22 protein-coding genes are annotated in these 24730 nt (G+C 72.3%); 11 read left to right on the top strand and 11 right to left on the bottom strand.

Annotated elements, in window-relative coordinates; all coding sequences use genetic code 11:
- Positions 1-26: 26 nt before the first annotated feature.
- From ACFWWU_RS24220 to ACFWWU_RS24210, 3 genes are all read left to right on the top strand, one after another.
- Complete coding sequence (locus ACFWWU_RS24220; protein WP_384147919.1) at positions 27-875, top strand: polysaccharide deacetylase family protein; 849 nt, start codon at positions 27-29, stop codon at positions 873-875.
- Between the two features lie 141 nt (positions 876-1016).
- The gene (locus ACFWWU_RS24215; protein ID WP_384147918.1) at positions 1017-1382 is read left to right on the top strand and encodes a YciI family protein; all 366 of its coding nucleotides are present in this window, start codon (positions 1017-1019) and stop codon (positions 1380-1382) included.
- 25 nt (positions 1383-1407) lie between these two features.
- Positions 1408-2649 (top strand): RNA polymerase sigma factor, encoded by a 1242-nt coding sequence (locus ACFWWU_RS24210; protein ID WP_384147917.1) that lies wholly within the window; start codon positions 1408-1410, stop codon positions 2647-2649.
- On the opposite strand, the gene ACFWWU_RS24205 is transcribed toward ACFWWU_RS24210, so the two are convergent.
- Both ACFWWU_RS24205 and ACFWWU_RS24200 read right to left on the bottom strand, forming a co-directional pair.
- A complete protein-coding gene (locus ACFWWU_RS24205; protein ID WP_384147916.1) occupies positions 2643-4124 on the bottom strand; it encodes a hypothetical protein in 1482 nt (493 codons plus the stop codon). The two genes, ACFWWU_RS24210 and ACFWWU_RS24205, sit on opposite strands and share 7 nt — an antisense overlap.
- Before the next feature lie 20 nt (positions 4125-4144).
- Positions 4145-5335 (bottom strand): methyltransferase domain-containing protein, encoded by a 1191-nt coding sequence (locus tag ACFWWU_RS24200; protein ID WP_384147915.1) that lies wholly within the window; start codon positions 5333-5335, stop codon positions 4145-4147.
- A 130-nt stretch (positions 5336-5465) separates the two neighbouring features.
- Between ACFWWU_RS24200 and ACFWWU_RS24195 the strand changes: the two genes are divergently transcribed.
- From ACFWWU_RS24195 to groL, 4 genes are all read left to right on the top strand, one after another.
- The gene (locus ACFWWU_RS24195; RefSeq protein WP_384147914.1) at positions 5466-6404 is read left to right on the top strand and encodes a polysaccharide deacetylase family protein; all 939 of its coding nucleotides are present in this window, start codon (positions 5466-5468) and stop codon (positions 6402-6404) included.
- Positions 6401-6646, top strand: a complete 246-nt coding sequence (locus tag ACFWWU_RS24190) for a hypothetical protein (RefSeq protein ID WP_384147913.1) — start codon at positions 6401-6403, stop codon at positions 6644-6646. Before ACFWWU_RS24195 ends, ACFWWU_RS24190 begins: the two co-directional genes overlap by 4 nt.
- A gap of 208 nt (positions 6647-6854) precedes the next feature.
- A complete protein-coding gene (groES, locus tag ACFWWU_RS24185; protein WP_267045346.1) occupies positions 6855-7163 on the top strand; it encodes a co-chaperone GroES in 309 nt (102 codons plus the stop codon).
- Positions 7164-7274: 111 nt separating this feature from the next.
- Positions 7275-8897 carry a chaperonin GroEL gene (gene groL, locus ACFWWU_RS24180; RefSeq protein WP_384147912.1) on the top strand — a complete coding sequence of 541 codons (1623 nt, stop codon included), beginning with the start codon at positions 7275-7277 and terminating at the stop codon, positions 8895-8897.
- Between the two features lie 101 nt (positions 8898-8998).
- On the opposite strand, the gene ACFWWU_RS24175 is transcribed toward groL, so the two are convergent.
- Positions 8999-9697 carry an ester cyclase gene (locus ACFWWU_RS24175; RefSeq protein WP_384147911.1) on the bottom strand — a complete coding sequence of 233 codons (699 nt, stop codon included), beginning with the start codon at positions 9695-9697 and terminating at the stop codon, positions 8999-9001.
- Positions 9698-9743: 46 nt separating this feature from the next.
- On the opposite strand from ACFWWU_RS24175, the gene ACFWWU_RS24170 reads away from it, so the two are divergent.
- Complete coding sequence (locus ACFWWU_RS24170) at positions 9744-13223, top strand: hypothetical protein (protein ID WP_384147910.1); 3480 nt, start codon at positions 9744-9746, stop codon at positions 13221-13223.
- On the opposite strand, the gene ACFWWU_RS24165 is transcribed toward ACFWWU_RS24170, so the two are convergent.
- From ACFWWU_RS24165 to ACFWWU_RS24145, 5 genes are all read right to left on the bottom strand, one after another.
- Positions 13192-14211 carry a hydroxyacid dehydrogenase gene (locus ACFWWU_RS24165; RefSeq protein WP_384147909.1) on the bottom strand — a complete coding sequence of 340 codons (1020 nt, stop codon included), beginning with the start codon at positions 14209-14211 and terminating at the stop codon, positions 13192-13194. The two genes, ACFWWU_RS24170 and ACFWWU_RS24165, sit on opposite strands and share 32 nt — an antisense overlap.
- A gap of 17 nt (positions 14212-14228) precedes the next feature.
- Entirely contained in the window at positions 14229-15092 is an 864-nt protein-coding gene (locus tag ACFWWU_RS24160) for a carbohydrate ABC transporter permease (protein WP_384147908.1), read from the bottom strand.
- Positions 15089-16000: a carbohydrate ABC transporter permease gene (locus ACFWWU_RS24155; protein ID WP_384147907.1), complete on the bottom strand. Its 912-nt coding sequence runs from the start codon at positions 15998-16000 to the stop codon at positions 15089-15091. Before ACFWWU_RS24155 ends, ACFWWU_RS24160 begins: the two co-directional genes overlap by 4 nt.
- Before the next feature lie 4 nt (positions 16001-16004).
- On the bottom strand, positions 16005-17321 hold the full coding sequence (locus ACFWWU_RS24150) for an ABC transporter substrate-binding protein (protein ID WP_384147906.1): 1317 nt from the start codon (positions 17319-17321) through the stop codon (positions 16005-16007).
- Between the two features lie 102 nt (positions 17322-17423).
- A complete protein-coding gene (locus ACFWWU_RS24145) occupies positions 17424-18554 on the bottom strand; it encodes a substrate-binding domain-containing protein (protein ID WP_384147905.1) in 1131 nt (376 codons plus the stop codon).
- A gap of 277 nt (positions 18555-18831) precedes the next feature.
- Between ACFWWU_RS24145 and ACFWWU_RS24140 the strand changes: the two genes are divergently transcribed.
- A complete protein-coding gene (locus tag ACFWWU_RS24140; protein ID WP_384147904.1) occupies positions 18832-20643 on the top strand; it encodes a DUF2264 domain-containing protein in 1812 nt (603 codons plus the stop codon).
- Here the strand turns inward: ACFWWU_RS24140 and ACFWWU_RS24135 are convergent.
- Together ACFWWU_RS24135 and ACFWWU_RS24130 are read right to left on the bottom strand one after the other, a co-directional pair.
- Complete coding sequence (locus ACFWWU_RS24135; protein WP_384147903.1) at positions 20636-21409, bottom strand: SDR family NAD(P)-dependent oxidoreductase; 774 nt, start codon at positions 21407-21409, stop codon at positions 20636-20638. The two genes, ACFWWU_RS24140 and ACFWWU_RS24135, sit on opposite strands and share 8 nt — an antisense overlap.
- Before the next feature lie 9 nt (positions 21410-21418).
- Positions 21419-22099 (bottom strand): MOSC domain-containing protein, encoded by a 681-nt coding sequence (locus tag ACFWWU_RS24130; protein ID WP_384147902.1) that lies wholly within the window; start codon positions 22097-22099, stop codon positions 21419-21421.
- Positions 22100-22180: 81 nt separating this feature from the next.
- Between ACFWWU_RS24130 and ACFWWU_RS24125 the strand changes: the two genes are divergently transcribed.
- A complete protein-coding gene (locus ACFWWU_RS24125; protein ID WP_384147901.1) occupies positions 22181-23074 on the top strand; it encodes a LysR family transcriptional regulator in 894 nt (297 codons plus the stop codon).
- An 80-nt stretch (positions 23075-23154) separates the two neighbouring features.
- Here the strand turns inward: ACFWWU_RS24125 and ACFWWU_RS24120 are convergent, their stop codons facing one another.
- Positions 23155-23535 (bottom strand): WhiB family transcriptional regulator, encoded by a 381-nt coding sequence (locus ACFWWU_RS24120; protein ID WP_384147900.1) that lies wholly within the window; start codon positions 23533-23535, stop codon positions 23155-23157.
- A 433-nt stretch (positions 23536-23968) separates the two neighbouring features.
- On the opposite strand from ACFWWU_RS24120, the gene ACFWWU_RS24115 reads away from it, so the two are divergent.
- The gene (locus ACFWWU_RS24115) at positions 23969-24580 is read left to right on the top strand and encodes a response regulator transcription factor (protein WP_003948568.1); all 612 of its coding nucleotides are present in this window, start codon (positions 23969-23971) and stop codon (positions 24578-24580) included.
- The last annotated feature ends 150 nt before the right edge of the window (positions 24581-24730 follow it).

The following is a 24730-nucleotide window of genomic DNA, read 5'->3' as shown; positions in this document are numbered from 1 at the left end:
CGGGCCGCTCGCGCATCCCACAGGGCGTGGACAAGAAGATCGTGGTCTGGGCGGCGCTGACCGCCGTCGCGCTGCTGGTGACCGGTTGCACGGCGGAGGGCCCGGCCGCGGCCCCCGCCCCCGTCGTGTCCGAGAGCGCCCCCTCGGCGCCCCCGGCCGACGAGGACAAGGCCGCCGGAGCCGCCGGATCGGCAGCCGCGGCGTACCGCACGTGGGGCCTCAAGCCCTTCGCGGCCCCGCCCGCCCCGCCTGCGGTCAAGCCGGTCGTCCGGAAGCCCGGCGGCCCCGTCCCCGTCATCAGCGAGATCCCCACCACCGAGAAGATCGTCTTCATCACGATCGACGACGGGGCCGAGAAGGACCGCGAGTTCGTCCGGATGATGAAGGACCTCAAGGCCCCGGTGACGATGTTCCTCACCGACTCCGCGATCCGCGGCGACTACGGCTACTTCGCCCCGCTCGTCGCCCAGGGCCACGGCGTCGCCAACCACACCCTCACGCACCCGAACCTCCGCACCCTCTCCCGGGACGCCCAGCGCCGGGAGATCTGCGGCCAGCAGGCGAAGCTGGCGAAGGAGTACGGCACGACACCGAGGCTGTTCCGCCCGCCGTACGGCAACTGGAACGAGGACACCCGCGCCGCCGCCGGGACCTGCGGGGTGGACGCGATCGTGCTGTGGCGCGAGTCCATGCAGATCAAGAACATGCAGTACCAGCGCGGGGACAGGAAGCTGCACCCCGGCGACATCATCCTGGCCCACTTCCGCGGCCCGTCCGAGCTCAAGGGACGGACGATGACCGAGATGACGGCCACGATGCTGCGCCGCATCCAGGAGCAGGGCTTCACCGTGGCCCGCCTGGAGGACTACGTCTAGGGGGTGTCCGGCCGGATCGGCAGGACACCCCAAGGCCGGTCCGGAAGATTCCCGGGCGCGGTGTCGATGCGGGTCCGACCCGTTCGACGTATGTGTGGAAGGCGGGGAACGGCCCCGCCACCGCACCACCGAGGAGTCGTCATGCCCCGCTTCCTGTCCCTCGTCCGCATCGAGGAGAACACCATCGACATGGAGAGTGCCGACCCCGGCTTCGACGAGCGGATGGGCGCGCTCTTCGAGGAGATCACCAAGGCCGGCGCCATGGTGGACACGGCCGGGCTCAAGCCGACCGCCGAGGCCACCCGCATCACCTGGTCGGACGGGAAGCTGTCGTTCACCGACGGACCGTTCACCGAGACCAAGGAGGTCGTCGGCGGCTACGCGATGCTCCAGTGCAAGGACATGGCCGAGGCCGTCGAGTGGGGGAAGCGCTTCCTCGCCGTCCACCCGCCGAACTGGAAGGTCGGACTGGAGGTCCGCGAGGTCGAGGAGATGCCGGAAGGCTGACCATGGGTGTGCTGTCATGTGGACCATGACGGTGGAGAGCACCCTGGAGACGGTCTGCCGGATGGAGTCGGCGCGGATCATCGCCACCGTGGCGCGGATCGTCCGGGACGTCGGCATCGCCGAGGAGATCGCCCAGGACGCGTTCGTCTCCGCCCTGGAGCAGTGGCCGCGGTCAGGCGTCCCGGAGCGCCCGGGAGCCTGGCTGACGACCGCCGCGAAGCACCGCGCCGTCGACCTCGTGCGCCGCCGCGAGACGTACGCCCGGAAGCTCGCCGAGGTGGGCCGGACGCTCACGGCGGAGTCGTACGACCCCGAGCCGTCCGGCCCGGGCGACATCGACGACGACGTGCTCCGGCTCGTCTTCACCACCTGCCACCCGGTGCTCTCGGCCGACGGCCGCGCGGCGCTGACCCTGCGGCTCCTCGGCGGGCTCCGTACGGACGAGATCGCCCGCGCCTTCCTCGTACCGGAGGCGACGGTCGCGGCCCGGGTCACCCGCGCCAAGCGGACGCTCGCGAAGGCGGGCGTGGAGTTCGAGGTGCCGTACGGGGAGGAGAGGGTCGCCCGGCTCGGCTCCGTCCTGGAGGTCGTCTACCTGATCTTCAACGAGGGGTACGCGGCGACCGCCGGCGACGACCTGCTGCGGCCCGGCCTGTGCGAGGACGCGCTGCGGCTGGCCCGCGGCCTCGCCGCGCTCATGCCCGGGGAGGGCGAAGTGCACGGGCTCGCCGCCCTCCTCGAGCTCCAGGCCTCCCGGACGGCGGCCCGTACCGGTCGCGACGGGCAGCCGGTCCTCCTCGCCGACCAGAACAGGAGCCGCTGGAACCGGCTGCTCGTCCGGCGGGGGTTCGCCGCCCTGGAGCGGGCCGGGGACGGGCGCTCCTACGGGCCGTACGCCCTCCAGGCCGCGATCGCCGCCTGCCACGCGCGCGCCGCCTCGTACGAGGAGACGGACTGGCGGACCATCGCCGCCCTGTACGGCCGGCTCGCGGCCGTCGCGCCCTCCCCGGTGGTCGAGCTGAACCGCGCGGTCGCCGTCTCGATGGCGGAGGGTCCGGAGGCGGGTCTCGCGCTCGTCGACGCCCTGGCCGGGGGGACCGCCCTGGCGGGCTACCACCTGCTGCCGAGCGTGCGCGGCGACCTGCTGGCCCGGCTGGGGCGGGCGGCCGAGGCCCGGGCGGAGTTCGAGCGGGCGGCCTCGCTCACCCGGAACGCGCGCGAGCGGGAACTGCTCCTCGGGCGCGCACAGTCGATCAGCGCTCAGTAACGCAGGATCTGGCCCGCCGACGTGCCGACGAGGACCGTGCCGTCGGGGGCCGCGTGCACCGAGAGCGGCCCGTACGGGGGCAGGGGGCGGCGGTCGAGGACGGTGCCGTCGGCGGTGTCGACCGAGAGCAGCGTGCCGTCGGAGCACAGGGCGTGCAGGACGCCCTCGTGCGCGTCGAGGTCGACGACCTCGGAGTCCAGGGGTGTGGTCCAGGTGACGTCCCCGGCCGGGAAGGTCCGGCGGACCAGCTCCGTCCGCCCGTGCAGGAGCGCGGGGCCGGCGGAGTCGGAGACGTACACCGCCCGGCCGAGCGGATGGTCGACCCGGAAGGCGTCCAGCGAGAAGAGCGTCGTCTCGGCGGCGGAGCGGGGGTCGAGCGCGATCACGTCCCGGCGCCGGCGGCCGTACAGCAGCTCGGGGCAGCGGCGGACGTGGATCGGGACGAGGTCGTACCGGTCGGGCTCGTGGACCGTGCCGAGCGGGGTGCCGTCGGCCGCGAAGACCCGGGTGTCGGGCGCGGCGGCGGGTTCGGCCTCGGAGCCGCGGTCGTACGTGTCCCGGATCGCCCACACCCCGTCCGTACGGGCCGACAGGGCAGCCGAGAAGGGCACCGAGGGGCGGTCGAGGACCGTGCCGTCGGAGAGGTCGACGAGCGGGAAGTCGGTCCGGGTGCGGGAGTCGGGGCCGGAGACCGCGACGCGTGCGGTCCGCTCGTCGGCGGCGACCTCGATCCGGCTGCCGCCGATCCCCGACGGCGCGGGAACGCTCCACAGCAGCGAGCCGTCGGGGGACCAGCACTCCACGACGGCGTGGCCGCGGGTCGCGAGCACCCGGCCGTCGCTCAGTCCGGCCACGGCCCGGACCCCGCCGAGGCCGTCGTAGCTCCGCCCCGCGCGCTCGGCGAGCGCCTGGAGCAGCGGCCGGGTGGGTTCCGTGTCGAGGTACCCCACCTCGGTGTCCGGGGGGAGCGGTGTCCGGGGGAGGGTGCGCAGGTCGAGGGCGTCGGGGGCGAGGCCGAGCCAGTCGTCGCGGGCGACGGTGGCGCGGGACTGGAGCTGCGCGCCGTCCGGTTCCCAGGCGAAGAAGGTGAGTTCGAGCGTGCGGGCGTCCAGCCAGCGGATCGGCTCGATGCCCCAGGCGGGGTCGGCGAAGTCGACGCGGTGGCCGGTGGCGGGTTCGAAGAGGGTGAGGCCGCCCTCGCGGAGGTACGCGTCGTAGTTGTCGAGGCCGATGGCGAGGAGCGGGAGCGTGGGGTGGAACGCGATCGACTCGGCGTCCATCGTGAACGTCAGGAGGTGCGCGCAGGAGAGGTCGGCGGCGCGATGGACGGCCACGCGGCTCAGGCCGCTCCACACCGAATTGACCGCGATCCACTGCTCGTCGGCGCTGACGATCACCTGGGAGGCGTGTCCGCGCACCTCGGGGAAGGGCTCGTCGTGGAAGGTGAAGCTCGGCGGTGACGTCGGCTCAGGCACGGTGCTCCGTGGCGCCTTGGTCACCGGCCTCCGCCCGCCGGGCGGCCGATCAGCATCGTCGGGGCTCCCGCGACCCGAGTGAGCAGCACCGTCGCGGAGTTGGGGCCCTTCGGCTTCACCTTCCGCCGGATCTCCTCGGGTTCGACCGCCGAACCGCGCTTCTTCACGGTCAGGGTGCCGACCTCGCGCTCCCGGAGCAGTGCCTTCAACTTCTTGAGGTTGAAGGGGAGTTCGTCGGTGATCTCGTAGGCGGCGGCGTACGGGGTGGGGACGAGCTCGTCCGCCGTGACGTAGGCGATCGTCTCGTCGATCAGGCCGCCCGACACGTCCTGCGCGACCTCGGCGACCAGGTGCGCGCGGATGACGGCGCCGTCCGGCTCGTAGAGGTAGCGGCCGACCGGCCGGACCGCCGGGTCGGGCAGTCCCCGGCCGACGATCCCGGCGCCCGAGGGCAGCAGCGTGGCGCGGCGGGCGCCCGGCTCCGTACCGAACCAGAGCACGGCCTCCTTCACGTCCCCGCCGTCCGAGATCCACTCGGCCTCGGCCTCTTCCGGGACGGCCTCGTGCGGAATGCCGGGGGCCACCTTCAGGGCGGCGTGCGGGGCCTTGCGGGCCGCTTCGACGGCCCAGGAGAGCGGCGGGGAGTACGCCTCGGGGTCGAAGATCCTGCCCCGGCCGCCGCGCCGCGCCGGGTCGACGAAGACCGCGTCGTACGGGCTCGTGTCGATCTCCGTCACGTCGGCCTCGCGGACCTCGACGAGCCCGGCGAGGCCGAGGGCCTCGGCGTTGGCGCGGGCCACCTCGGCGGTGAGCGGGTCACGGTCGACGGCGAGGACGGAGATCCCGGCGCGGGCGAGGGCGATCGCGTCGCCGCCGATCCCGGAGCAGAGGTCCGCGACGCTGCCGACGCCGAGCGCCTTGAGCCGGGCCGCCCGGTACGTGCCGACCGAGGCGCGGGTGGACTGCTCGACGCCGTTGGGCGTGAAGTACATCCGGTACGCGTCCTCGGGGCCGAACTTGGCCACCGCGCGCTGGCGCAGCCGGGCCTGGCCGACCGCCGACGTGACGAGCTCGGCGGGGTGGTCGCGGCGCAGCCGGGAGACGACCGCCAGCTCCTGGGCGGGGTCGTAGTCGCGCAGGGCGGCGAGCAGTGCCTGCCCCTCGGGGGTGAGCAGGGCGGTGAAGTGGGCGAGGTCGGTCACCCGTCCCATTGTGGGCCCTGCGGCGCTGTGGGCCGGCCGGGGGACGGTGGGTGCCGTACGGCGGTGTCGTGGTCGGGTGGGGGCGTGCGCACTGACAGGATGCGGCGCCATACCGCTTGTACGACAAGAGGAAGAATTCATGGTGATCAGCGCGCACCCTGTCCGGCGGACCCTCGGGGCCGCTCTCGTCGTCGCAGCCCTCGCCTCCGTCGCCACGGCCTGCTCCGCCGCCGGCCCCGCCGCACCGGAGCGCCGCGCGTCCGCCCCGGCCCCCGCTCCCGGGCAGCAGGGCCAGGCGCAGGCCCCGGGCTCGGCCGGCGCGCTCAGCGCGTACGTCGAGAAGGTCCGCAAGCAGAAGGCCGCCCGCGCGCTCGCCGCCAAGAAGTGGGGCCTCGCCCGGCCCCCGCTCGACGCGCCCGCCCCACCGAAGGTCAAACCGACGATCACCACCCGCAAGGGCTTCGAGACGGACGGCGAGGGGCTGCCGCCCGTCTTCACGACCGTGCCGACCAAGCAGAAGGTCGTCTTCCTGACGATCGACGACGGCGCGGAGAAGGACCCCGCGCTGCTGCGGATGATGAAGGACCTCCGGATCCCCTACAGCGCCTTCCTCAGCGACTACGTCGTCAAGGACGACTACGGGTACTTCGCGAGAATGCAGAAGTCGCAGGAGTCCGGGGTCTCCCTGCACAACCACACGCTCAACCACCGCTACCTGCCAGGGCTCTCGTACAAGCAGCAGAAGCGCGAGATCTGCGGGATGCAGGACGTCATCGAGAAACGATTCGGCAAGCGGCCCCCGCTCTTCCGCCCGCCGTACGGCAACTACAACGAGGACACGCTGCGCGCCGCGAAGTCCTGCGGGATCAAGGCGGTCCCGCTGTGGGCGTCCGAGGCGTTCCCGGACCACATGGAGTGGCGCGAGTGGGACCGGGACCTGCACCCCGGCGACATCGTGCTCACCCACTTCCGGGGCAAGGGCGACTGGAAGGGCACGATGCCCGACATGATCCGGCGGGTGATGAACGTGATCACGGCCAAGGGGTACGCGGTCGCGAAGCTCGAGGACTACGTGTGAGCGGGCTCCGTACGGGAGGGCTCCGTACGGGAGGGCCGCGTACGAGCGGGCTCCGTGCGAGACGGCTCCGTGCGGCGGTCGCCGGCGCGGTGCTGGCCGGCACGCTGCTCGCCCTCTCCGGCTGCGCCTCGTCGGTCGACCCGATCGAGCGGCTGGGGCGGAAGGCGGCGGAGCGGATGGCCACGCCGGACGCGACGACCGTGGCGGAAGGGACGGCCCGGATCGGCGCCCGCGCCGACTGATCAGGACCCGACCGGAACGACGCGCTACGGCCTGGAATTGGCACTCCGCTTGACCGAGTGCTAATCGCGGTCATAGTCTCAGCTCTGGCACTCCCCACTGGAGAGTGCCAACACAGCGACAGGCAGGTCCGGCACCCGCGACGACGGATCCACCTGGTCGCCACCTCAGACAGTTGACCCCGTAATCTCCGAAGGGGGAGGTCGGATCGTGACGACCACCAGCTCCAAGGTTGCCATCAAGCCGCTCGAGGACCGCATTGTGGTCCAGCCGCTCGACGCCGAGCAGACCACCGCCTCTGGCCTGGTCATCCCGGACACCGCGAAGGAGAAGCCCCAGGAGGGTGCTGTCCTCGCCGTGGGCCCGGGCCGCTTCGAGAACGGCGAGCGTCTTCCGCTCGACGTTCAGGTCGGCGACATCGTGCTCTACAGCAAGTACGGCGGCACCGAGGTGAAGTACAACGGCGAGGAGTTCCTCGTCCTCTCGGCTCGCGACGTGCTCGCGATCATCGAGAAGTAATTCACCGAAGTATCCGAAGTAGATGCTTTGAGCTGCGCCCCTTGACCCCGCACAGGGCGTCCGGGGGCGCAGTTCGTTTCCATACGATTCCGAGAGGGCTGAACCGCTCCCATGGCGAAGATCCTGAAGTTCGACGAGGACGCCCGTCGCGCCCTTGAGCGCGGCGTCAACAAGCTTGCCGACACGGTGAAGGTGACGATCGGCCCCAAGGGCCGCAATGTCGTCATCGACAAGAAGTTCGGCGCCCCCACCATCACCAACGACGGTGTCACGATCGCCCGCGAGGTCGAGATCGACGACCCGTTCGAGAACCTCGGCGCCCAGCTGGTGAAGGAGGTGGCGACCAAGACCAACGACATCGCGGGTGACGGCACCACCACCGCCACCGTGCTCGCCCAGGCCCTGGTCCGCGAGGGTCTGCGCAACGTCGCCGCCGGCGCCTCCCCGGCCGCCCTGAAGAAGGGCATCGACGCCGCCGTCAAGGCCGTCTCCGAGGAGCTCCTCGCCACCGCGCGCCCGATCGAGGACAAGTCCGACATCGCCGCCGTCGCCGCGCTCTCCGCGCAGGACCAGCAGGTCGGCGAGCTCATCGCCGAGGCGATGGACAAGGTCGGCAAGGACGGTGTCATCACCGTCGAGGAGTCCAACACCTTCGGCCTGGAGCTCGAGTTCACCGAGGGCATGGCCTTCGACAAGGGCTACCTGTCCCCGTACATGGTGACCGACCAGGAGCGTATGGAGGCCGTCCTCGACGACCCGTACATCCTGATCAACCAGGGCAAGATCTCCTCGATCCAGGACCTGCTGCCGATCCTCGAGAAGGTCATCCAGGCCGGCGCCAGCAAGCCGCTCCTGATCATCGCCGAGGACGTCGAGGGCGAGGCCCTGTCGACCCTGGTCGTGAACAAGATCCGTGGCACCTTCAACGCCGTGGCCGTCAAGGCCCCCGGCTTCGGCGACCGCCGCAAGGCGATGCTCGGCGACATGGCCACCCTCACCGGTGCGACCGTCATCGCCGAGGAGGTCGGCCTCAAGCTCGACCAGGCCGGCCTGGACGTGCTCGGCACCGCCCGCCGCGTGACCATCGCCAAGGACGCCACCACCATCGTCGACGGTGGCGGCAACGCCGATGACATCGCCGGTCGCGTCAACCAGATCAAGGCCGAGATCGAGTCCACGGACTCCGACTGGGACCGCGAGAAGCTCCAGGAGCGCCTCGCGAAGCTGGCCGGCGGCGTGTGCGTGATCAAGGTCGGCGCCGCCACCGAGGTGGAGCTGAAGGAGAAGAAGCACCGTCTGGAGGACGCCATCTCCGCGACCCGCGCCGCGGTCGAGGAGGGCATCGTCTCCGGTGGTGGCTCCGCTCTGGTCCACGCCGTCAAGGTCCTCGAGGGCAACCTCGACAAGACCGGCGACGAGGCCACGGGTGTCGCGGTCGTCCGCCGCGCCGCCGTCGAGCCGCTGCGCTGGATCGCCGAGAACGCCGGCCTCGAGGGCTACGTCATCACCTCGAAGGTGGCGGAGCTCGACAAGGGCCAGGGCTTCAACGCCGCGACCGGCGAGTACGGCGACCTGGTCAAGGCCGGCGTCATCGACCCGGTGAAGGTGACGCGCTCCGCCCTGGAGAACGCCGCCTCGATCGCCTCCCTCCTCCTCACCACCGAGACCCTCGTGGTGGAGAAGAAGGAAGAGGAGCCGGCCGACGCGGGCCACGGCCACGGCCACTCCCACTGACGCGTGTCGTAACTGATCACCGAGGCCCTGCGCCTCACTGATCACCGAGGCCCGGTGCCCCCGTCGCGGGGGCACCGGGCCTCGTGCTTTCCGTCCCGCGTCTATCCCTCCACCGCGCCGAGCTGCCCCATGAGCCCGAGCAGGTCGTACTGCCACCACCCCTCGACGATCTTCCCGTCGTCCCGGAACCGGTGGATGACCGTGCCGGTCATGGTCACGTCCATGCCGGTCGGCTGGAGCCCCATGAAGTCCCCGGTGTGGCTGCCCTTCCACGTCCAGCGGGTGCAGACCCGGTCGCCCTCGGCGATCTGGTCGTCGACGGTGAAGGCGAAGTCGAAGCCGCGCCGCCACATCTCCACCTCGCGCCGGACGGCGTCCATGCCGATGACGTCCTGCTCGTTGGTCGGATCGTGGTCGTGGTACCCCTCGGCCAGCACCTCGTCGAGCAGCGCGAGCTCCTGCTCCCGCGCCATCATCTCCATGAGGTGCCGGGCGTTGGTCTTGTACAGCGCCTCGTCCCGGACCACGTCCAGGTCGGTGAAGGTCGGCATCTCGTCACAGAGCGCGACCATCTCGCGGAAGATCCGGTCGGTCTCGGGGAGCTGCGAGTTGCGCATGGCCACGTCGTAGGAGGGGAACTCGACGATCTCCACGATGTGGGAGGCGTCCGAACGGTCCTTGCCGACCATGCTGTGGGTCGCGGTCCGTTTGCCTTCGGTCTGTTCGACCCACTGGTCCATGAGCCGGTTCAGGTCGTCCACCCGACTCGTCTTGCAGTCGATTATCTGTACGAAGGTCATGGCGCCTCCCGACCCCGGTAGGACCCTTCCAGTCTAGGTTGGACGCATGGAGCGGGCAGGGGGAGAGCGGCCGGTCACGGTCGACAACGGTTCGGGCATCGTGGTGATCGGCGACGGCAACCGGATCGGGTCACCGGAACCGGTGGCGGTCCGTTCCGCGTACCGGGAACAGGTCCGCCGGATCGCCCCCGCGGAACTCGTCGACCGCGAAGCCGAGCTGGCGGAGCTCGCGGCCTTCTGCCTGGCCGACTCCGGCCCCGCGTACGCCTGGTGGCGCGCGGAGGCCTGGGCCGGCAAGACCGCGCTGCTCTCCTGGTTCGCGCTCGACCCACCACCAGGGGTGCGGATCGTCCCCTTCTTCATCACTGCCCGCCTCGGTGCCCAGAACGACGTCGCCGCGTACGTGGACGTCGTCCTGGAACAGCTCGCGGAACTGGTCGGCGAGGGCCTCCCGGCGCTCCTGACGGCGGCGACCAGGGAGGCTCACCTCCTCCGGCTGTACGCCTCGGCCGCCGAGTCCTGCGCCGCGCGCGGCGAACGGCTGGTCCTCCTCGTCGACGGCCTGGACGAGGACCGGGGCGTCACCACGGGCCCCGACGCCCACTCGATCGCGGCCCTGCTCCCGTACGACCTGCCCGTCATCGTCTCCGGCCGCCTCAACCCGCCGCTCCCGGTCGACGTCCCCGAGGACCACCCGCTCCGGGACCCGGCGGCCGTACGGATCCTCGCCCCCTCCCCGAAGGCCCGCGCGATCCGGGCGGAGGCGGAACGCGAGCTGAAACGACTCCTGGAGGCGGGCGGTCTGCCGTACGAGCTCCTGGGCCTGCTGACCGCCGCAGGCGGCGGCCTGACGGCGGACGACCTCGCGGAACTGACCGGCGCGGTCCCGTACCGGGTCAAGGACGTCCTGCGTACGGGGCCGGGGCGGACGTTCGCGGTACGAGGCGGGGCGTACCTGCTCGCACACGAGGAACTCGCCGCGAGGGCCCGGGAGATGCTCGGGGAGCGGGAGCTCGACCGGTGGCGGGCGGTACTGCACGCATGGGCGGACCGCTGGCGGGAGCGCGGCTGGCCGGACGGGACCCCGGACCATCTGCTGCACGGTTACGTGCCGATGCTGCGGGCGGCGGGGGATGTGGAGCGGCTGGTGGCGTGCGCGGGGGACGGGCGGCGCCACGAGCGGCTGCTGGCCGTGACGGGGGGTGACGCGGCGGCGCTGGCGGAGATCGGGGCGGCGGAGGACGCGGTCCTGGGCGGGGCGGACCGTGAGGGCTCGGTGGCGGCGGCGTTGCGGCTGGCGCTGGGCCGGGCACTGCTGCTGCGGGACAGCGGAAACGTGCCGCTCCCGCTGCCGGCGGGTTGGGTCGCCGTCGGACAGCCGGACCGTGCGGTGGCGCTTGCCCGGAGCATGGCGGGAGTCCGCGCCGTCGAGGGCCTCTGTGCGGTGGCGTGGAAGCTGCTGGACGTGGGGGAGCGGCAGAGGGCCGAGGCGCTCGCCGACGAGGCGGAGCGGCTGGGGGAGGGCCTTCCGACCGGCGATACCCGCGACCCGGCGGCGGCGGCCGTCATCCTGGTGCTCGTCCGGCTCGGCGCGTACGAGAGGGCGGAACAGCGGCTGAGGACGATCACCACGTACGACGGCGTCCGCGCGCGCAGGGCGCTGGTGGACGCCCTGCTCGCGGCGGGCCGGTACGAACGGGCCGTCGCTCTGGGGCGGGAGGAGCCCTTTCCGGACGGCCGGATCGTCGTGCGGACCCGCATCGTCGAGGCCCTGGTCCGGGCCGGCCGCGTCGACGAGGCGATACGGGAGGCGTGGGCACCGGAGAAGGAGCTGGCCGTACGGGCGGTGGTGCTGCTCCGGGTGTCGGTCGCCCTGAGCGAGGCCGGCTACGGGGACGACGCGCTGGGCGCGCAGTGCGGGGCGGCACTGGACCGGATGAGCATGGGGAGCAACGGGGCCGTCAAGTTCCGTTGGGAGCTGCTCGACGCGCTGGTCGCCGCCGGGCAGGTCGAAGCGGCGCGCGTGGCCGGCGCCGGTGACGGAGTCCGTGCGCTCGCCCCCGCACTGGCGGGGAACGGCCGGTGGGAGGAGGCCCTGGAGCTCGTCGGGGACAAGGAAGGCCACACCAAGGATCTTGTGTGCGGACTTGCCGCCCGTGAGCTCGCCCGGGCCGGTGACGTCGAGCGGGCGATGGACATGGCCCCGGTCACGGACGGGCCCCGGTTCGCGGACGACCCCTGGCCGGCCATCGCCTCGGCCCTGCTGGCGCGCGGAGACCTGGACGCCGTGGCCTCGCTGTGCGGAAGGCTCGCCGAGACGCCCGACCGGCGGTCGGGATGGACCGGAGAGCGCGCCGAAGGCCTCCAGGTCCTCGACGCCTTCCTGCGCCGACTGGTCGGGGAGGGCGCGGTGGACCGGGCCCGTGCGGTGGTCAGGGGGATCGGGGAGAACACGGAGGCTCTCGCCGTGTTCGCGGAGGTGCTGTACGGCGCGGGCCACGCCGCGGAGGCCCGGGGCATGCTCGCGGTCGAGCAGGCGAGGGTCCGTGTGCCGGCGCGCGAGACCCTCGTCGGGGAGCTGGTGGCGTTCGCCCGGGCGCTGGGGGAGGCAGGGCGGTGCGACGACGCGGTGCGTCTGCTGCGGGCCGTGGAGGTCGAGCCGGGCCTGGAACCGGACAGCGCCGCCTTCGCGGCGCTCGCGGCGGGGCGGCCGGAGTGGGCGGAGACGTTCGCCGGGGCGACGCGGGTGTACCAGCAGCGGGTGCTGTTCCCCTTGCTCGTCGCCGCGTACACGACCGCGGGGGAGTGGGATCGTGCCCAGCGGCTGGTCGAGCACCCGGACGCGCTGCCGAGCCTCGTCAAGGAGGCGGCCGTGGCCATGGCGGACGCAGGCGCCTGGGAGCGGGCGCGGGAGCTGGCGTCGCGCCTCTCCGAGCCGGCCCACGTGGCGGAGGTGTCCGCGCGGATGGCGATGGCCTGCGTGCGGCAGGGGCGTCGCGAGGACGCCGAGCGTTTCCTGGCCGTCGCCCGTGAGAAGGAGCCCGACGCGCCCAAGGTGTTGGACGTCCTGCGGGCCGAGTTCGCCCTGGAACCGGACCTCGCGCCCCCCCTTCAGCGCCGACGTTTCGGCGCGGATCGAGTGGCAGAGGGGCTCGGCTCTCATGCTGGTCGTCATCGGCTCCTACGACGAGGCGGTCGGCCTCCTGCGGGAGCCGCAGCCCACGCTCCGGCGGTGGTCGCCCGTCAAGCTGGTCACCGAGCTCTTGCGAGCCGCCCAGTACGGCCATGCCGCCGCCCTCCTCGACGGGCTGCACCACCTCGGCCCGCCTTGCGGCGACGGCTACGCGCTCCTCGCCCGCGCCGAACCCGATCCCGCCCTGGCCCGCCGCTGGGCCGTTCTCGCACTGCGGCTCGGGGAGTGGCGGGACGTACTGCCGGCCGTGCTCGCCGTGGCGTCCGAGGCGATTCCGCTCGTCCTCGACGAGGCCGACCGCCTACGCCGAGCGCTGGAGGTCTGACGCACTGACCTCCTCCGCGAACGGCTCGCCCCTCCCGTAGCGCGCCACCTCCTCCAGCGCCTGGTCCGCCATGCGGTGGAGTTCGTTGCCGAGGGAGCCCGCCACGTGGGGGGTGAGCAGGACGTTCGGGAGGGTGTAGAGCGGGGAGTCCGGGGGCGGGAGTTCCGGGTCCGTCACGTCGAGGGTCGCGTGGAGGCGGCCCGAGAGGAGGTGGGGGAGGAGGGCCGTCTCGTCGATCAGGGAGCCGCGGGCCGTGTTGATCAGGGTGCCGCCGTCGGGCATCGCGGCGAGCTGGGCGGGGCCGATCATGCGGTACGTGGCGGGGAGTTGGGGCGCGTGGACCGAGACGACCGTGCTGCGGGCGCACAGGTCGTCGAGGCCGGTCAGCTCCACGCCGGGCGGCGGGGTCGTCACGTACGGGTCGTACAGGAGGATCTCGAAGTCGAAGGGGCGGAGGAGCTCGATGACCCGGCGGCCGATCCGGGAGGCGCCGACGATGCCGATCGTGCGGCGGTGGTTTCCCCAGGCGGCGGATTCGGTCAGCCAGGCGTGGTCGGTGCGGAGTTCGGCGTAGCGCTGGGCGGAGCGCAGGACCTGCTTCCCGGCGAAGAGGATCGCGGCGAGCGTGTACTCGGCGACGGGCAGCGCGTTGGCGGCGGCGGCCGTGGTGACGCGGAGGCCGCGGTCCCAGCAGGCGTCGGTGATGTGGTGTTTGACGGAGCCGGCGGCGTGGACGACGGCCCGGAGGCGGGGGGCGCGGTCGAGGATCCCGGCGGTGAGGGGGGTGGCGCCCCAGCCGGTGAGGAGGAGTTCGGCCTCGGCGAGGGCGGCGGCGGTCCGCGCGTCCGGAGCGGTCAGGTCGTGGGCGACGAGGTGCGGGTCGGTTCGGGTGAGTGCCGCGAGGCGCTGCCGGTGGGCGTCGGTGAGCAGGCGTTCCGCGGTGTCCGGGCCCATCGCGAGGAGGAGGGCGGGGCGGTTGTCAGTGGCGGGGTGCATCGTGGGACGTGTGCTCCTCACTTGACGCTGCCGGCGGTCAGACCCGCCTTCCAGTGGCGCTGGAGGGAGACGAAGGCGACGACGAGGGGGACGACGGCGAGCAGGGATCCGGTGACGACGAGGGGGTAGAAGTCGGGTTCCGCGTGGGCGTTGCTGTTCCACGCGTACAGGCCGAGGCTCAGGGGGTAGAGCTTCTGGTCCGAGAGCATCACCAGCGGGAGGAAGAAGTTGTTCCAGATGGCGGTGAACTGGAAGAGGAAGACGGTCACGAAGCCGGGCATGACCATGCGCAGACCGATGGACCAGAAGACGCGCAGTTCGCCGGCCCCGTCGATACGGGCCGCCTCCAGGGCCTCGTCGGGGATGTAGCCCGCGCAGAAGACCCGGGAGAGGTAGACGCCGAAGGGGTTGACGAGGACGGGGATCAGGACGGCCCAGTAGGTGTTGACGATGCCGACCTCGCTGGCGAGGAGGTACATCGGCAGGGCGAGCGCGGTGGTGGGGACGAGTACGCCCAGGAGCACGACGCCGAAGAGCTTCTCCTTGGCCCGGAAGTCGTAGACGTGGAAGGCGTATCCGGCGGCGACGCTGACGAGCGAGCAGGCCAGGGCGCCGAAGCCCGCGTAGAGGAGGCTGTTCAGGTACCAGTGGAAGTAGATGCCGTCGTTGTACTCGGCGAGCCGGGAGAGGTTGCCGCCGAGGTCGAAGCCCTCGAAGGAGAAGGCGTCTCCGGCGAGGAGGCCTCCGGCGTCCTTGGTGGCGGCGGTCAGCAGCCACACGAGGGGGAAGAGCATGTAGACGACGGCGAGGACGAGCGCGCCGTTGACGGCGGCCTTGGAGAGCCAGACGGTGCCGGTGCGGGGCTTGTCGGGGTTGCTCATGCCGCCGCCCTCGCCTTCCGCGCGGTACCGGCTTTCCGGCGGCCCGTCAGGCGCGTCACCGCGAAGGAGAGCAGCGCGGCCGTCAGGGCCAGGAGGACCGAGGCGGCCGCCGCGAGCCCGTAGTCGTTGCGGTCGAAGGCCGCGGTGTAGGCGTACATGTTCGGCGTCCAGGTGGAGGTGACGGCGGATCCGGTGCCCTTGTTGAGGATCAGCGGCTCGGTGAAGAGCTGGAGGGAGCCGATGATCGTGAAGAGGCCGACCATCGCGAGCGAGGCCTTGACCAGCGGCACCTTGATCGAGAAGGCGATGCGCCAGGCGCCCGCCCCGTCGACGGTGGCCGCTTCGAGGACGGAGCGGTCGATGGCCTGGAGGGCCGCGTAGAAGATGACCATGTTGTAGCCGAGCCACTCCCACAGGGCGATGTTGACGACGGAGGGCAGCGCGCCGTCGGGGGAGAAGAAGTCGAAACCGATCCCGCCGGCCTCCATCGCCTTCACGACCGGGCTGAGCTGGGGCGTGTAGAGGTAGACCCAGATCAGGGCGGCGATGATGCCGGGGACGGCGTGCGGCAGGAAGAGCGCGAGCTGGAAGAAGCGGCGGGCGCGGGCGAGTGTCGAGTCGAGGAGCAGGGCGAGGCCGAGGGCTCCGACGAGCAGCAGCGGGATGTAGAGCAGGCAGTAGCCGAGCAGGACGCCGAAGCCCTCGCGGAAGGCCCGGTCACCCAGCGCCGCCGTGTAGTTGTCGAGGCCGGCGAAGACGGTCTCGGCGCCGCCGAAGCCCAGTCCGGACTGCTGTTCGGTGAAGAGGCTGAGCCAGACCGCGTAGCCGATCGGCACCACCATCACCGCGGTGAACAGCAGGAAGAACGGGGTCAGCAGGATCGCGGCGGCGCGGGTACGGGCCTTCACGCGGTCAGCCCTCGACCTTCAGGCCGCGCTTGGAGAGTTCGGCGACGGTGGCGTCGTGCCCGGCCTTGACGGCCTCCGCGACGGTCGGGCCGCCCTGGGTGATCTTGCCGAAGTGGTCCTTGATCGTGGTGTTGGTGGTGCCGGTGGTCGGGCCCCAGGCCCAGTTCGGGTTGATGGAGGCGCCGGAGGCCTCGAAGAGGGCGTAGATGTCCTGGCCGCCGTAGTAGCTCGCGTCGAAGGCCTTCTTGGCGACCGGGCGCAGGGCCGTGGCGGCGGGGAAGGCGGAGGAGGTGCCGGAGGCGATACGGGCCTTCACCCCGGCCTCGGTGGTGGACATCCACTCGGCGAAGGCGACGGCCGCCGCCTTCTGCTTGCTGTCCTTGGTCACGGCGAACGACGTCCCGCCGAGCATGCCGCTGGCGGGCTTGCCGTCCCAGCTGGGCATGGGTGCCACGGCCCACTTGCCGTTCTGCTCGGGCAGGGTGCCCTTGAGGACGCCGGCGCCCCAGGAGGCGCCGAGGTAGCCGATGGTGGTGCCGTTCTTGAGGGAGCCGGTCCACTCCGGGCTGAACGAGGCGTTCTTGTGGACGAGGCCGGCGTCCAGGAGGCCCTGCCAGTAGGCGGCGACCTTGGTGGTGGCCGGGTCGGTGGTGTCGATCTTCCAGGTGTCGTTCTCCGCCTTGAACCACTGGGCGCCGGCCTGCCAGGCCATCGCCTCGAAGGTGGTCGGGTCGTCGGGGAAGAACGTGGCGATCCGGGCCTTGGCGTCGGCCTTCTTGACCTGCTCGGCGGCCTTCCTGAACTCGTCCCAGGTGGTGGGGGCCTGGACCTTGTACTTCGCGAACAGGTCCTTGCGGTAGAAGAAGGCCTGCGGGGCGGCGTCGAAGGGGACGGCCCAGGACTTGCCGCCGAGGGTGGTGAGTTCGACGGTCTGCGGGAGGAGCTTCGCGCGGTCGGCCTCGGTGAACTCGCCGCCGATGTCCTGGAGCGCGCCGGAGCTCACGAACTCCGGGAGCGAGGAGTACTCGATGGAGACGAGGTCGGGGGCGTTGCCCGCCTTCACGGCGTTGGAGATCTTGGCGTAGCCGCCGGCGGTGCCGGAGGGGATCTCCTCGAACGTGACCTGGATGTCGGTGTGGGAGGCGTTGAAGGCGTCCACGACGTCCTTCGAGCCCTTGGCCCAGCCCCAGAAGGTGAGGGTCACGGGCTTGCCGTCAGCGGATGTGGTGTCGTCACCGCCGCCGCCGCAGGCCGTGAGGACGGCCAGGGCGGTGGCGGTGCCGGCTATGACACGGGACGTTCTGCTCCAAGTACGGGTCACGGCACGGCTCCTGAAGGCGGGGCGGCTGGGAGGTTGTGGCCGTGATCCTGTGACCGTTCATGACCGAAGTCAAGAGCGAAAGATTGATTGATCGAAAAAAGATCAGATCGATCGTGCGGAGTGCCCCGGCGCGGAGTTGCCCGGACCCGCCCCGCACGAGTCCCGCACCCGCAGCCGCGGCAACAGGCTCAGATGCCGCCGCGCCGCCTCCTCGCCGGACCCCGCGGCACTCTCGGTGAGCCGCTCCACGAGCAGCTCGGCGGCGTACCGCCCCACCTGCCGCTTGGGCGGGGCGACCGCCGTCAGCGGGGTGTCGGCGAGGGCCGCGACCTCGTCGTCGTACGCGATCAGGGCCAGGTCCTGCGGCACTCGTACGCCCAGCTCGGCCAGGCGCTGCACGATCTCGATCGCGTCGACGTCGTTGTGGACGAGCGCCGCGCCCGCCAGGCCCGAGCGGACCGCCTCGTACAGCGCCCGCACGGCCCGCTCGAAGCCCTCCGGGTCCGCCTCGGCCGGTACGGACTCGATGACCGGCCGGGGCTCCTTCAGGCCGAGCGTCCCCAGTGCCTCGGCGTATCCGGCGCGCACCGCGAGCGCGGTCGGGGAGTCCCCGCGGGCCACGAGGAGTGGCGTCGAGTGGCCGAGTCCGAGCAGGTGGCGCAGGGCGAGGAGGACGCCGTGGCCGTGGTCGGAGACGACCCGGTCCAGGCCGTCGAGCGGGCTGCCGGGCTCCGCCCTGCGCTCCAGGAGCACGGCCGGTACGGGGAGTTCGGCCAGCCAGTCCCCGTAGGCGAGCCGGTCCTCGGGGCCGCGCCAGCCGGGGGCGACGAGGACGCCCTCGGCGCCGGCCGCGAGCAGGCCCTCCGTGCGGGCGCGGTCCTCCTCCGGCCGGTAGTCCGACACGCGCAGCACCAGCCGGGCGCCGGCGCGCGCCGCCGCCTCGTGCGCACCCCGGATGACCTCGGCGAAGTAGTACGTGGCGGAGGGGGCGAGCAGGCCGAGGACCAGGCCCTCGCCGGGCCGTCCCGCGCCCGGGTCGCCCTGCCCCCGGGGCCACGACACCTGGCCGTGCACCCGGTCGAGCAGGCCCTGCCCGGCCAGCGCCTCGACGTCCCGGCGGGCGGTGACGGGGGAGACCCCGAGCCGCTCGGCCAGTTCGGCGACCCGGGCGGTGCCGCGCTCGCGGACCAGGGCCAGCAGTCGGTCGTGTCGTTCGGCGGCACTCTCGCGCACGGTGCGGTTCCCCCTCGCGGTGGTGGTGGTCCCTGGGCCAGGTCTCTGGATCAGGTCCTGCATCAGGTCCTGGATCGCGCCCCTGGATCGAGTCCCGGGATCAGGTCCCTGGATCGGTCCCTGGATCGGTCCCTGGATCAGGTTTTCGACTCTAGTCCACGAATGATCGAACGATGGGAGTTTCGATCATTCGCTCTGATTCCCTTGACGTTCGATCGAAGCCTGTTCAGGATTCCGGGCGACGCAGACGTCACCCAGGGAGCCCTCAGGGAGCATCATGCCCACGCCGCCCGAGAACCGTGAGCTCAGCCCGTACACCGGCTGGACCCGTGCCCACTGGGAGGACACGGCCGACCGGCTCCTCCTCGCCGTACGCCCGTACGCCTCTCCCCGCGGCGGCCTCGTCGGCCTCCCCGGCCCCCGCCCCAGCTGGTCCGGCGCCCGCTCCGACGGCCTGGAGGGCTGGGCCCGCACCTCCCTCCTGGCGGCCCTCCGCGTCGCGGGCGCGCAGGGGGAGGACCCCCACGGCCACCTCGACCGGTACGCCGACGGACTCGCCGCCGGGACGGCGCGACCCGGCACCGGCGACCCCGACTCCTGGCCCCTGATGGCCGACACCCGCCAGGCGATCGTCGAATCCGCCTCGGTCGCCCTCGGCCTCCGCCTCACCCGCCCCTGGCTCTGGGACCGCCTCGACGACCGCACCCGCCACCGCGTCGTCGACTGGCTCCGCCCCGCCCTCGGCCCGTCCCCCGTCGACAACAACTGGTGGCTCTTCGGCCTCACCGTCGCCGGCTTCCTCCAGGACGCCGGCGCCGAGACCGGCCGGGCCGCCGCCACCATCGACCGTTCCCTCGCCCGCGTCGAGGACTGGTACCTCGGCGACGGCTGGTACAGCGACGGCGACAACCGCGCCTTCGACCACTACAACGGCTGGGCCCTGCACTTCTACCCGGTCCTCCACGCCCACCTCGTCGGCGACCGGGCCCTCCTCGACCGGTACGGCCCCCGTCTGCGCCGCCACCTCGACGACCACGTCCACCTCTTCGACGCGAACGGTGCCCCCGTCCCGTACGGGCGCTCCCTGATCTACCGCTTCGCCGCGGCCGCCGCGCCCTGGCTCGGCGCCCTCACCGGGCACACCCCGCTCACCCCCGGCGCGACCCGCCGCCTCGCCTCCGGCTCCCTGCGGTACTTCCTCGACCGCGGCGCCACCGACGAGCGCGGGCTGCTCACCCTCGGCTGGCACGGCCCGTACCCGCCCCTCGTCCAGGAGTACTCCGGGCCCGGCTCCCCCTACTGGGCCTCCAAGGGATTCCTCGGCCTCCTCCTGCCCGCCGACCACCCCGCCTGGACCGACCCCGAGGAAGCCCTGCCCGCCGAACGGGCCGACACCGTCCGCCCCTTCACCCCTGCCGGGCTGCTCGTCCAGACGACCGCAGCCGACGGGCTCGTACGCCTCCACAACCACGGCAGCAACCACGTCCACAGTGCCGAAGCCGGCGAGGACGACCCGGGCTACGCCCGGCACGGCTACTCCACCCGCACCGGCCCCAGCACCGGGCCGGTCCCGGCGGACAACCACTTCGCCCTGCTGACGGAAGACGGCGTGGCCACCACCCGCGGCCCCGCCGCCCCGGCCGGAACCGGCCCCGACTGGGCCGCCTCCGTCCACCATCCGCTGCCCGGCGTCCGGGTCCTCTCCGCGACCCTCGCCCACGGCCGCGCCGAGGTCCGCGCGCACCTCGTGCTCGGCGCCCCGGAGGGGACTCCCGTACGGCAGACGGGCTGGGCCACCACCCCCGGCGGGCCGCGCGCCGAGCTCCACCCGGTCCACGGCTACCCGTACGACATCCCGGCCGCCGAACTCCCCACCGGGGAAACCCTTCAGGGCCCCGGGACCCGCACCCTCGCCCTCCACGGCACGACGACCGGCCCGGCCGCTCTCTTCGTCGCCCTCGCCTCGCTCACCGCCGAACCGGACCCGGCACCCGTAGCCGGCCTCGCGCACGTCCAGGTCACCGGCCACACCCTCCACGTGACCTGGCAGAACGGCGCCACCACTCGACTGGACCTCAGGGTCACTTAGGGCCGTACTTGCGGCCCGCCCTGGAGGAGACCCCGCCGAGCAGCCCGCGCGGCGCCAGCTTCACCGCACCCATCAGGGCCTTGTAGCGGGGGTCGGGGATCGACAGCGTCTTCCCCCGCTCCAGGTCCCCGAGCGCCGCCGTCACCAGCTTGTCCGCGTCGAGCCACATCCAGCCCGGGATGTTGTCCGTCCCCATCCCGGCCCGCTCGTGGAACTCGGTCCTGACGAAGCCGGGGCAGAGCGCCATCAGCCGGACGCCGCTGCCCGCGAGGTCCCGCGCCGCGCCCTGGGTGAACTGCACGACCCAGGCCTTCGACGCCCCGTACGTCCCGCGGGGCACGAAGGCCGCCACAGAGGCGACGTTCACCACCGAGCCGCGGCCGCGCTCCTTCATCGAGGCGGCGGCGGCCGAGGTCAGCCGCAGCACCGCCTCGCAGTGCACGGTGAGCATCTTCAACTCGTCGGCCATGGACACTTCCAGGAAGCGGCCCTTGTTGCCGAAGCCGGCGTTGTTCACGAGCATGTCGACCGGCTGCTTCGGGTCCGAGAGCCGGGCCTCGACGGCGGCGATGCCCTTCTCCTCGGCCAGGTCCGCCGAGAGGACCTCGGCCTCGATGCCGTGCCGGTCGTGCAGTTCGGTGGCCTGCTCCCGGAGCCGCTTCACGTCCCGGGCCACCAGCACGACGTCGTGACCGTCCGCCGCCAGCCTGCGTGCGAAGGCGGCCCCGATGCCCGCGGTGGCTCCCGTAATCAGTGCAGTCGTCATACCGGCACGTTAGTGCCCCGCCCGGCCGTACTTCTCCGCGTACTGACGCGCGAGCGCGAGCAGCCCCGACTCCATCCATTCCGCGGCCGCCAAGGTGCCGGGCAGCAGCGTCCGTTCGGCGGTCGCCGCGCGGTGCAGGAGCGCGACGGTGACGTCGTGGTCCGGCCGGTGCGCGACCGTGATCGGGTCGCCCGCCCGCACCTCGCCCGGCACGATCACCCGCAGCAGCGCGCCGGGTCCGGCCGCCGACCGAGTGAACCGCTTGACCCAGCCCTTCTCCTCCACGAAGCCCGCGAAGGTCCGGCACGGGATGCGGCCGCCGGTCACTTCGAGGACGACGTCCTCGCCGATCCGCCACCGCTCCCCGATCAGTGCCCCGTTCACGTCGAGGCCGCGGGTGGTGAGGTTCTCGCCGAAGGAGCCGTTGGCCAGCTCGCGGCCGAGCTCCCGCTCCCACAGGTCCAGGTCCTCGCGGGCGAAGGCGTACGCGGCCCGGTCGTCGCCCCCGTGGAACCGCAGGTCGCAGACCGCGTCCCCGGCGACGCCGCTCCCGCCGACACCGGGTGCCCCGGGGGCCTCGATCCGTACGGGCCCGTCGACGGGGCGCTTGTCGATGCCCGTCATCCCCGACGGGGACTCCGTGTAGTCCGCCGCCCTGGCCCGGCCCGTGTTCACGCTCAACAAGCTCATGCGGGAACTTTACGGGGGCATCCCTCAAAGGATCGTCTATGAATTCGCCGCTTCGCCCAAGATTCGCTTATGCTTGGACGCATGATCGAGGCACGCCATCTCCGCGTCCTGCGCGCCGTCGCCGCCACCGGCTCCTTCTCGGCCGCCGCGCGCGAACTCGGCTGCACCCAGCCCGCCGTCAGCCAGCAGATGAAGGCGCTCGAAGCCTCCGCCGGCACCCCGCTGCTGATCCGTACGGGCCGCGAGATGCGCCTCACCCAGGCCGGCGAGGTCCTGGTCCGGCACGCCTCCGGCATCCTCGCGGGGCTCACGGCCGCCGAGGAGGAGGTCGCCGCCATCGCCGGGCTCCGGGCCGGCCGCGTCCGCCTGGTCTCCTTCCCCAGCGGCAGCTCCACCCTCGTCCCCACCGCGCTCGCCGCCCTGCGCGCCGCGCACCCCGGCACCCGGGTCTCCCTCGTCGAGGCGGAACCGCCGCGCTCGATCGAGATGCTCCGGGAGGGCGACTGCGACGTGGCCCTCGCCTTCCGGTACGGGGTGGGGCAGGCCGAGTGGGACGACCTCGTCGTCCGCCCGCTGCTCGCGGACCGGCTCGTGGGCCTGGTGCCCGAGGGGCACCGGCTCGCCGAGGCCGGGTCGGTCGGCATCGCGGAGCTCGCGGACGAGTCCTGGATCGCGGGCTGCCCGCGCTGCCGCCGGCAGCTCGTGGACGTCTGCGAGGAGGCGGGCTTCACCCCGCGCATCGACTTCGCCACCGACGACTACCCGGCCGTGGTGGGCCTGGTCGGCGCGGGTCTGGGCGTCGCCGTCCTGCCCGAGCTCGCCATCGAGTCCGTACGGCCCAAGGGGGCGCGGACCGTGACCGTGGAGCCCGCCGTGGAGCGGGAGATCGTGGCCCTGACCCTGCCGGACCTGGCTCAGGTCCCGGCCGTCGCGGCCACGCTCGCCGAGCTGACCCGCGCCGCCACGCGCGCGTAGGCACTGCGCAACGCGCGCGTGGGCGCGGCTCGCTCGGGTGTCATCGGCTCAGGCTCGACTCGTACTGAGGAAACGTTCCTTCACATGCGCTCCACGATCGGGCGGCCCGCAGCCGCCGCCGATGCCGTCATGGATGTCACGGTGGTGACAGGTGTGGCCGTCGGGGCCGCCGTGATGAGGCGGTTCCGGGCGCGTCCCATGAGCTCTTCGCGTTCGTCCTCGGTGAGGCCGCCCCAGACGCCGTAGGGCTCCCGCACGGCGAGTGCGTGTGCCGCGCACTCCGCGCGTACCGGGCACCGCATGCAGACCTCTTTCGCCGAGTTCTCGCGCGCACTCCGTGCCGCGCCGCGCTCTCCCTCGGGGTGGAAGAACAGGGAGCTGTCCACCCCGCGGCAGGCCGCGAGGAGTTGCCAGTCCCACAGATCGGCGTTGGGTCCGGGAAGGCGGGAGAAATCTGCCATTGCGCTAGTCCCCTTGAAACCGTGTCGAACGGATAGGTGGGCGGGTGGATGGCTGATCGGCCGGGGCTCCTCGGGCCCCGACGAGTCGGGGTAGTACAACTACTGTCGAAGTAGATGTAAATATGACTCATTGCGAATCTAGCCACAGACACTGCGAAAAGGGAAGAAAACCCGCTAAATGGGGCATAGCTTTCGATGGGGGACGGAAGGGCCGCGTCGCTCTCCTCCGCTTACGGATCCTCACGTAGAGTGCCGATGGCTGTCGCCCGGCCCGTAACTCTTTCGAGTGACCGTCGTTGAGAGTGCGGAGGCGGTTGAAGGAACAAGCGATCGGGCAGGTGTCCGAGAGCGTCAATCGCACAGGTGACGATACGTACCAGCCCTGGAGGCTCAAGGTGACGCGCAACAGCTGCGAGAGCCACGGAGGTCAGTCATGACATCCGTCCTCGTCTGCGATGACTCCCCGCTTGCCCGAGAGGCGCTTCGCCGCGCGGTCGCGACCGTGCCCGGCGTCGAGCGCGTGACCACCGCGGCCAACGGCGAGGAAGTCCTCCGCCGCTGGGGCGCGGATCGCTCGGACCTCATTCTGATGGACGTACGCATGCCCGGTCTGGGTGGCGTGGAGACCGTCCGCCGGCTGCTCTCCGCGGATCCCGGCGCCCGCATCATCATGCTCACGGTCGCCGAGGACCTCGACGGCGTCGCCCTCGCGGTCGCCGCGGGTGCCCGTGGCTATCTGCACAAGGACGCCTCGCGCGCCGAACTGCGGGCCACCGTCACCCAGGCGCTCGCCGACCCGACCTGGCGACTCGCCCCGCGCCGGCTCCGTTCGGCCGAGATGGGCGCCGCGCCCACGCTCACCGCGCGCGAGATCCAGGTCCTCGAGGGCATGAGCCACGGCCGGTCCAACGCGGAGATCGGGCGCGAGCTCTTCCTCTCCGAGGACACCGTCAAGACGCACGCCCGGCGTCTCTTCAAGAAGCTGGGCGCCTCGGACCGGGCGCACGCCGTCGCCCTGGGTTTCCGCTGGGGCCTGGTGCGCTGAGTCGCAGGTCACCGGCCATCTCCCCGTCCGCATCCGCGTCCGTCGTGGGGTGGACGGGGTGGGCTTGTGTCACTTCCCCGCGGAATGACGCATCCTTGAGATGTGGAGTTCCTCGGGGACGAGTCGGTCGAGCGGGAGGGGAGGGCGCGG

Origin of the sequence: Streptomyces sp. NPDC058650 (assembly GCF_042717315.1) — a bacterium.
Lineage (GTDB): Bacteria > Actinomycetota > Actinomycetes > Streptomycetales > Streptomycetaceae > Streptomyces.
Note: the sequence above shows the minus strand (reverse complement) of the source record. Positions and strands in the feature narration are given on the sequence as shown.

Bases quoted from the DNA above. Each gene is read 5' to 3' on its own strand.
- ACFWWU_RS24115 (WP_003948568.1), top strand. From the start codon at position 23,969: ATGACATCCGTCCTCGTCTGCGATGACTCCCCGCTTGCCCGAGAGGCG.
- ACFWWU_RS24125 (WP_384147901.1), top strand. From the start codon at position 22,181: ATGATCGAGGCACGCCATCTCCGCGTCCTGCGCGCCGTCGCCGCCACC.
- ACFWWU_RS24130 (WP_384147902.1), bottom strand. From the start codon at position 22,099: ATGAGCTTGTTGAGCGTGAACACGGGCCGGGCCAGGGCGGCGGACTAC.
- ACFWWU_RS24160 (WP_384147908.1), bottom strand. From the start codon at position 15,092: ATGAGCAACCCCGACAAGCCCCGCACCGGCACCGTCTGGCTCTCCAAG.
- ACFWWU_RS24135 (WP_384147903.1), bottom strand. From the start codon at position 21,409: ATGACGACTGCACTGATTACGGGAGCCACCGCGGGCATCGGGGCCGCC.
- ACFWWU_RS24165 (WP_384147909.1), bottom strand. From the start codon at position 14,211: ATGCACCCCGCCACTGACAACCGCCCCGCCCTCCTCCTCGCGATGGGC.
- ACFWWU_RS24140 (WP_384147904.1), top strand. From the start codon at position 18,832: ATGCCCACGCCGCCCGAGAACCGTGAGCTCAGCCCGTACACCGGCTGG.
- ACFWWU_RS24200 (WP_384147915.1), bottom strand. From the start codon at position 5,335: ATGGGACGGGTGACCGACCTCGCCCACTTCACCGCCCTGCTCACCCCC.
- ACFWWU_RS24195 (WP_384147914.1), top strand. From the start codon at position 5,466: ATGGTGATCAGCGCGCACCCTGTCCGGCGGACCCTCGGGGCCGCTCTC.
- groL (WP_384147912.1), top strand. From the start codon at position 7,275: ATGGCGAAGATCCTGAAGTTCGACGAGGACGCCCGTCGCGCCCTTGAG.
- ACFWWU_RS24175 (WP_384147911.1), bottom strand. From the start codon at position 9,697: ATGACCTTCGTACAGATAATCGACTGCAAGACGAGTCGGGTGGACGAC.
- ACFWWU_RS24120 (WP_384147900.1), bottom strand. From the start codon at position 23,535: ATGGCAGATTTCTCCCGCCTTCCCGGACCCAACGCCGATCTGTGGGAC.
- ACFWWU_RS24215 (WP_384147918.1), top strand. From the start codon at position 1,017: ATGCCCCGCTTCCTGTCCCTCGTCCGCATCGAGGAGAACACCATCGAC.
- ACFWWU_RS24210 (WP_384147917.1), top strand. From the start codon at position 1,408: ATGACGGTGGAGAGCACCCTGGAGACGGTCTGCCGGATGGAGTCGGCG.
- ACFWWU_RS24170 (WP_384147910.1), top strand. From the start codon at position 9,744: ATGGAGCGGGCAGGGGGAGAGCGGCCGGTCACGGTCGACAACGGTTCG.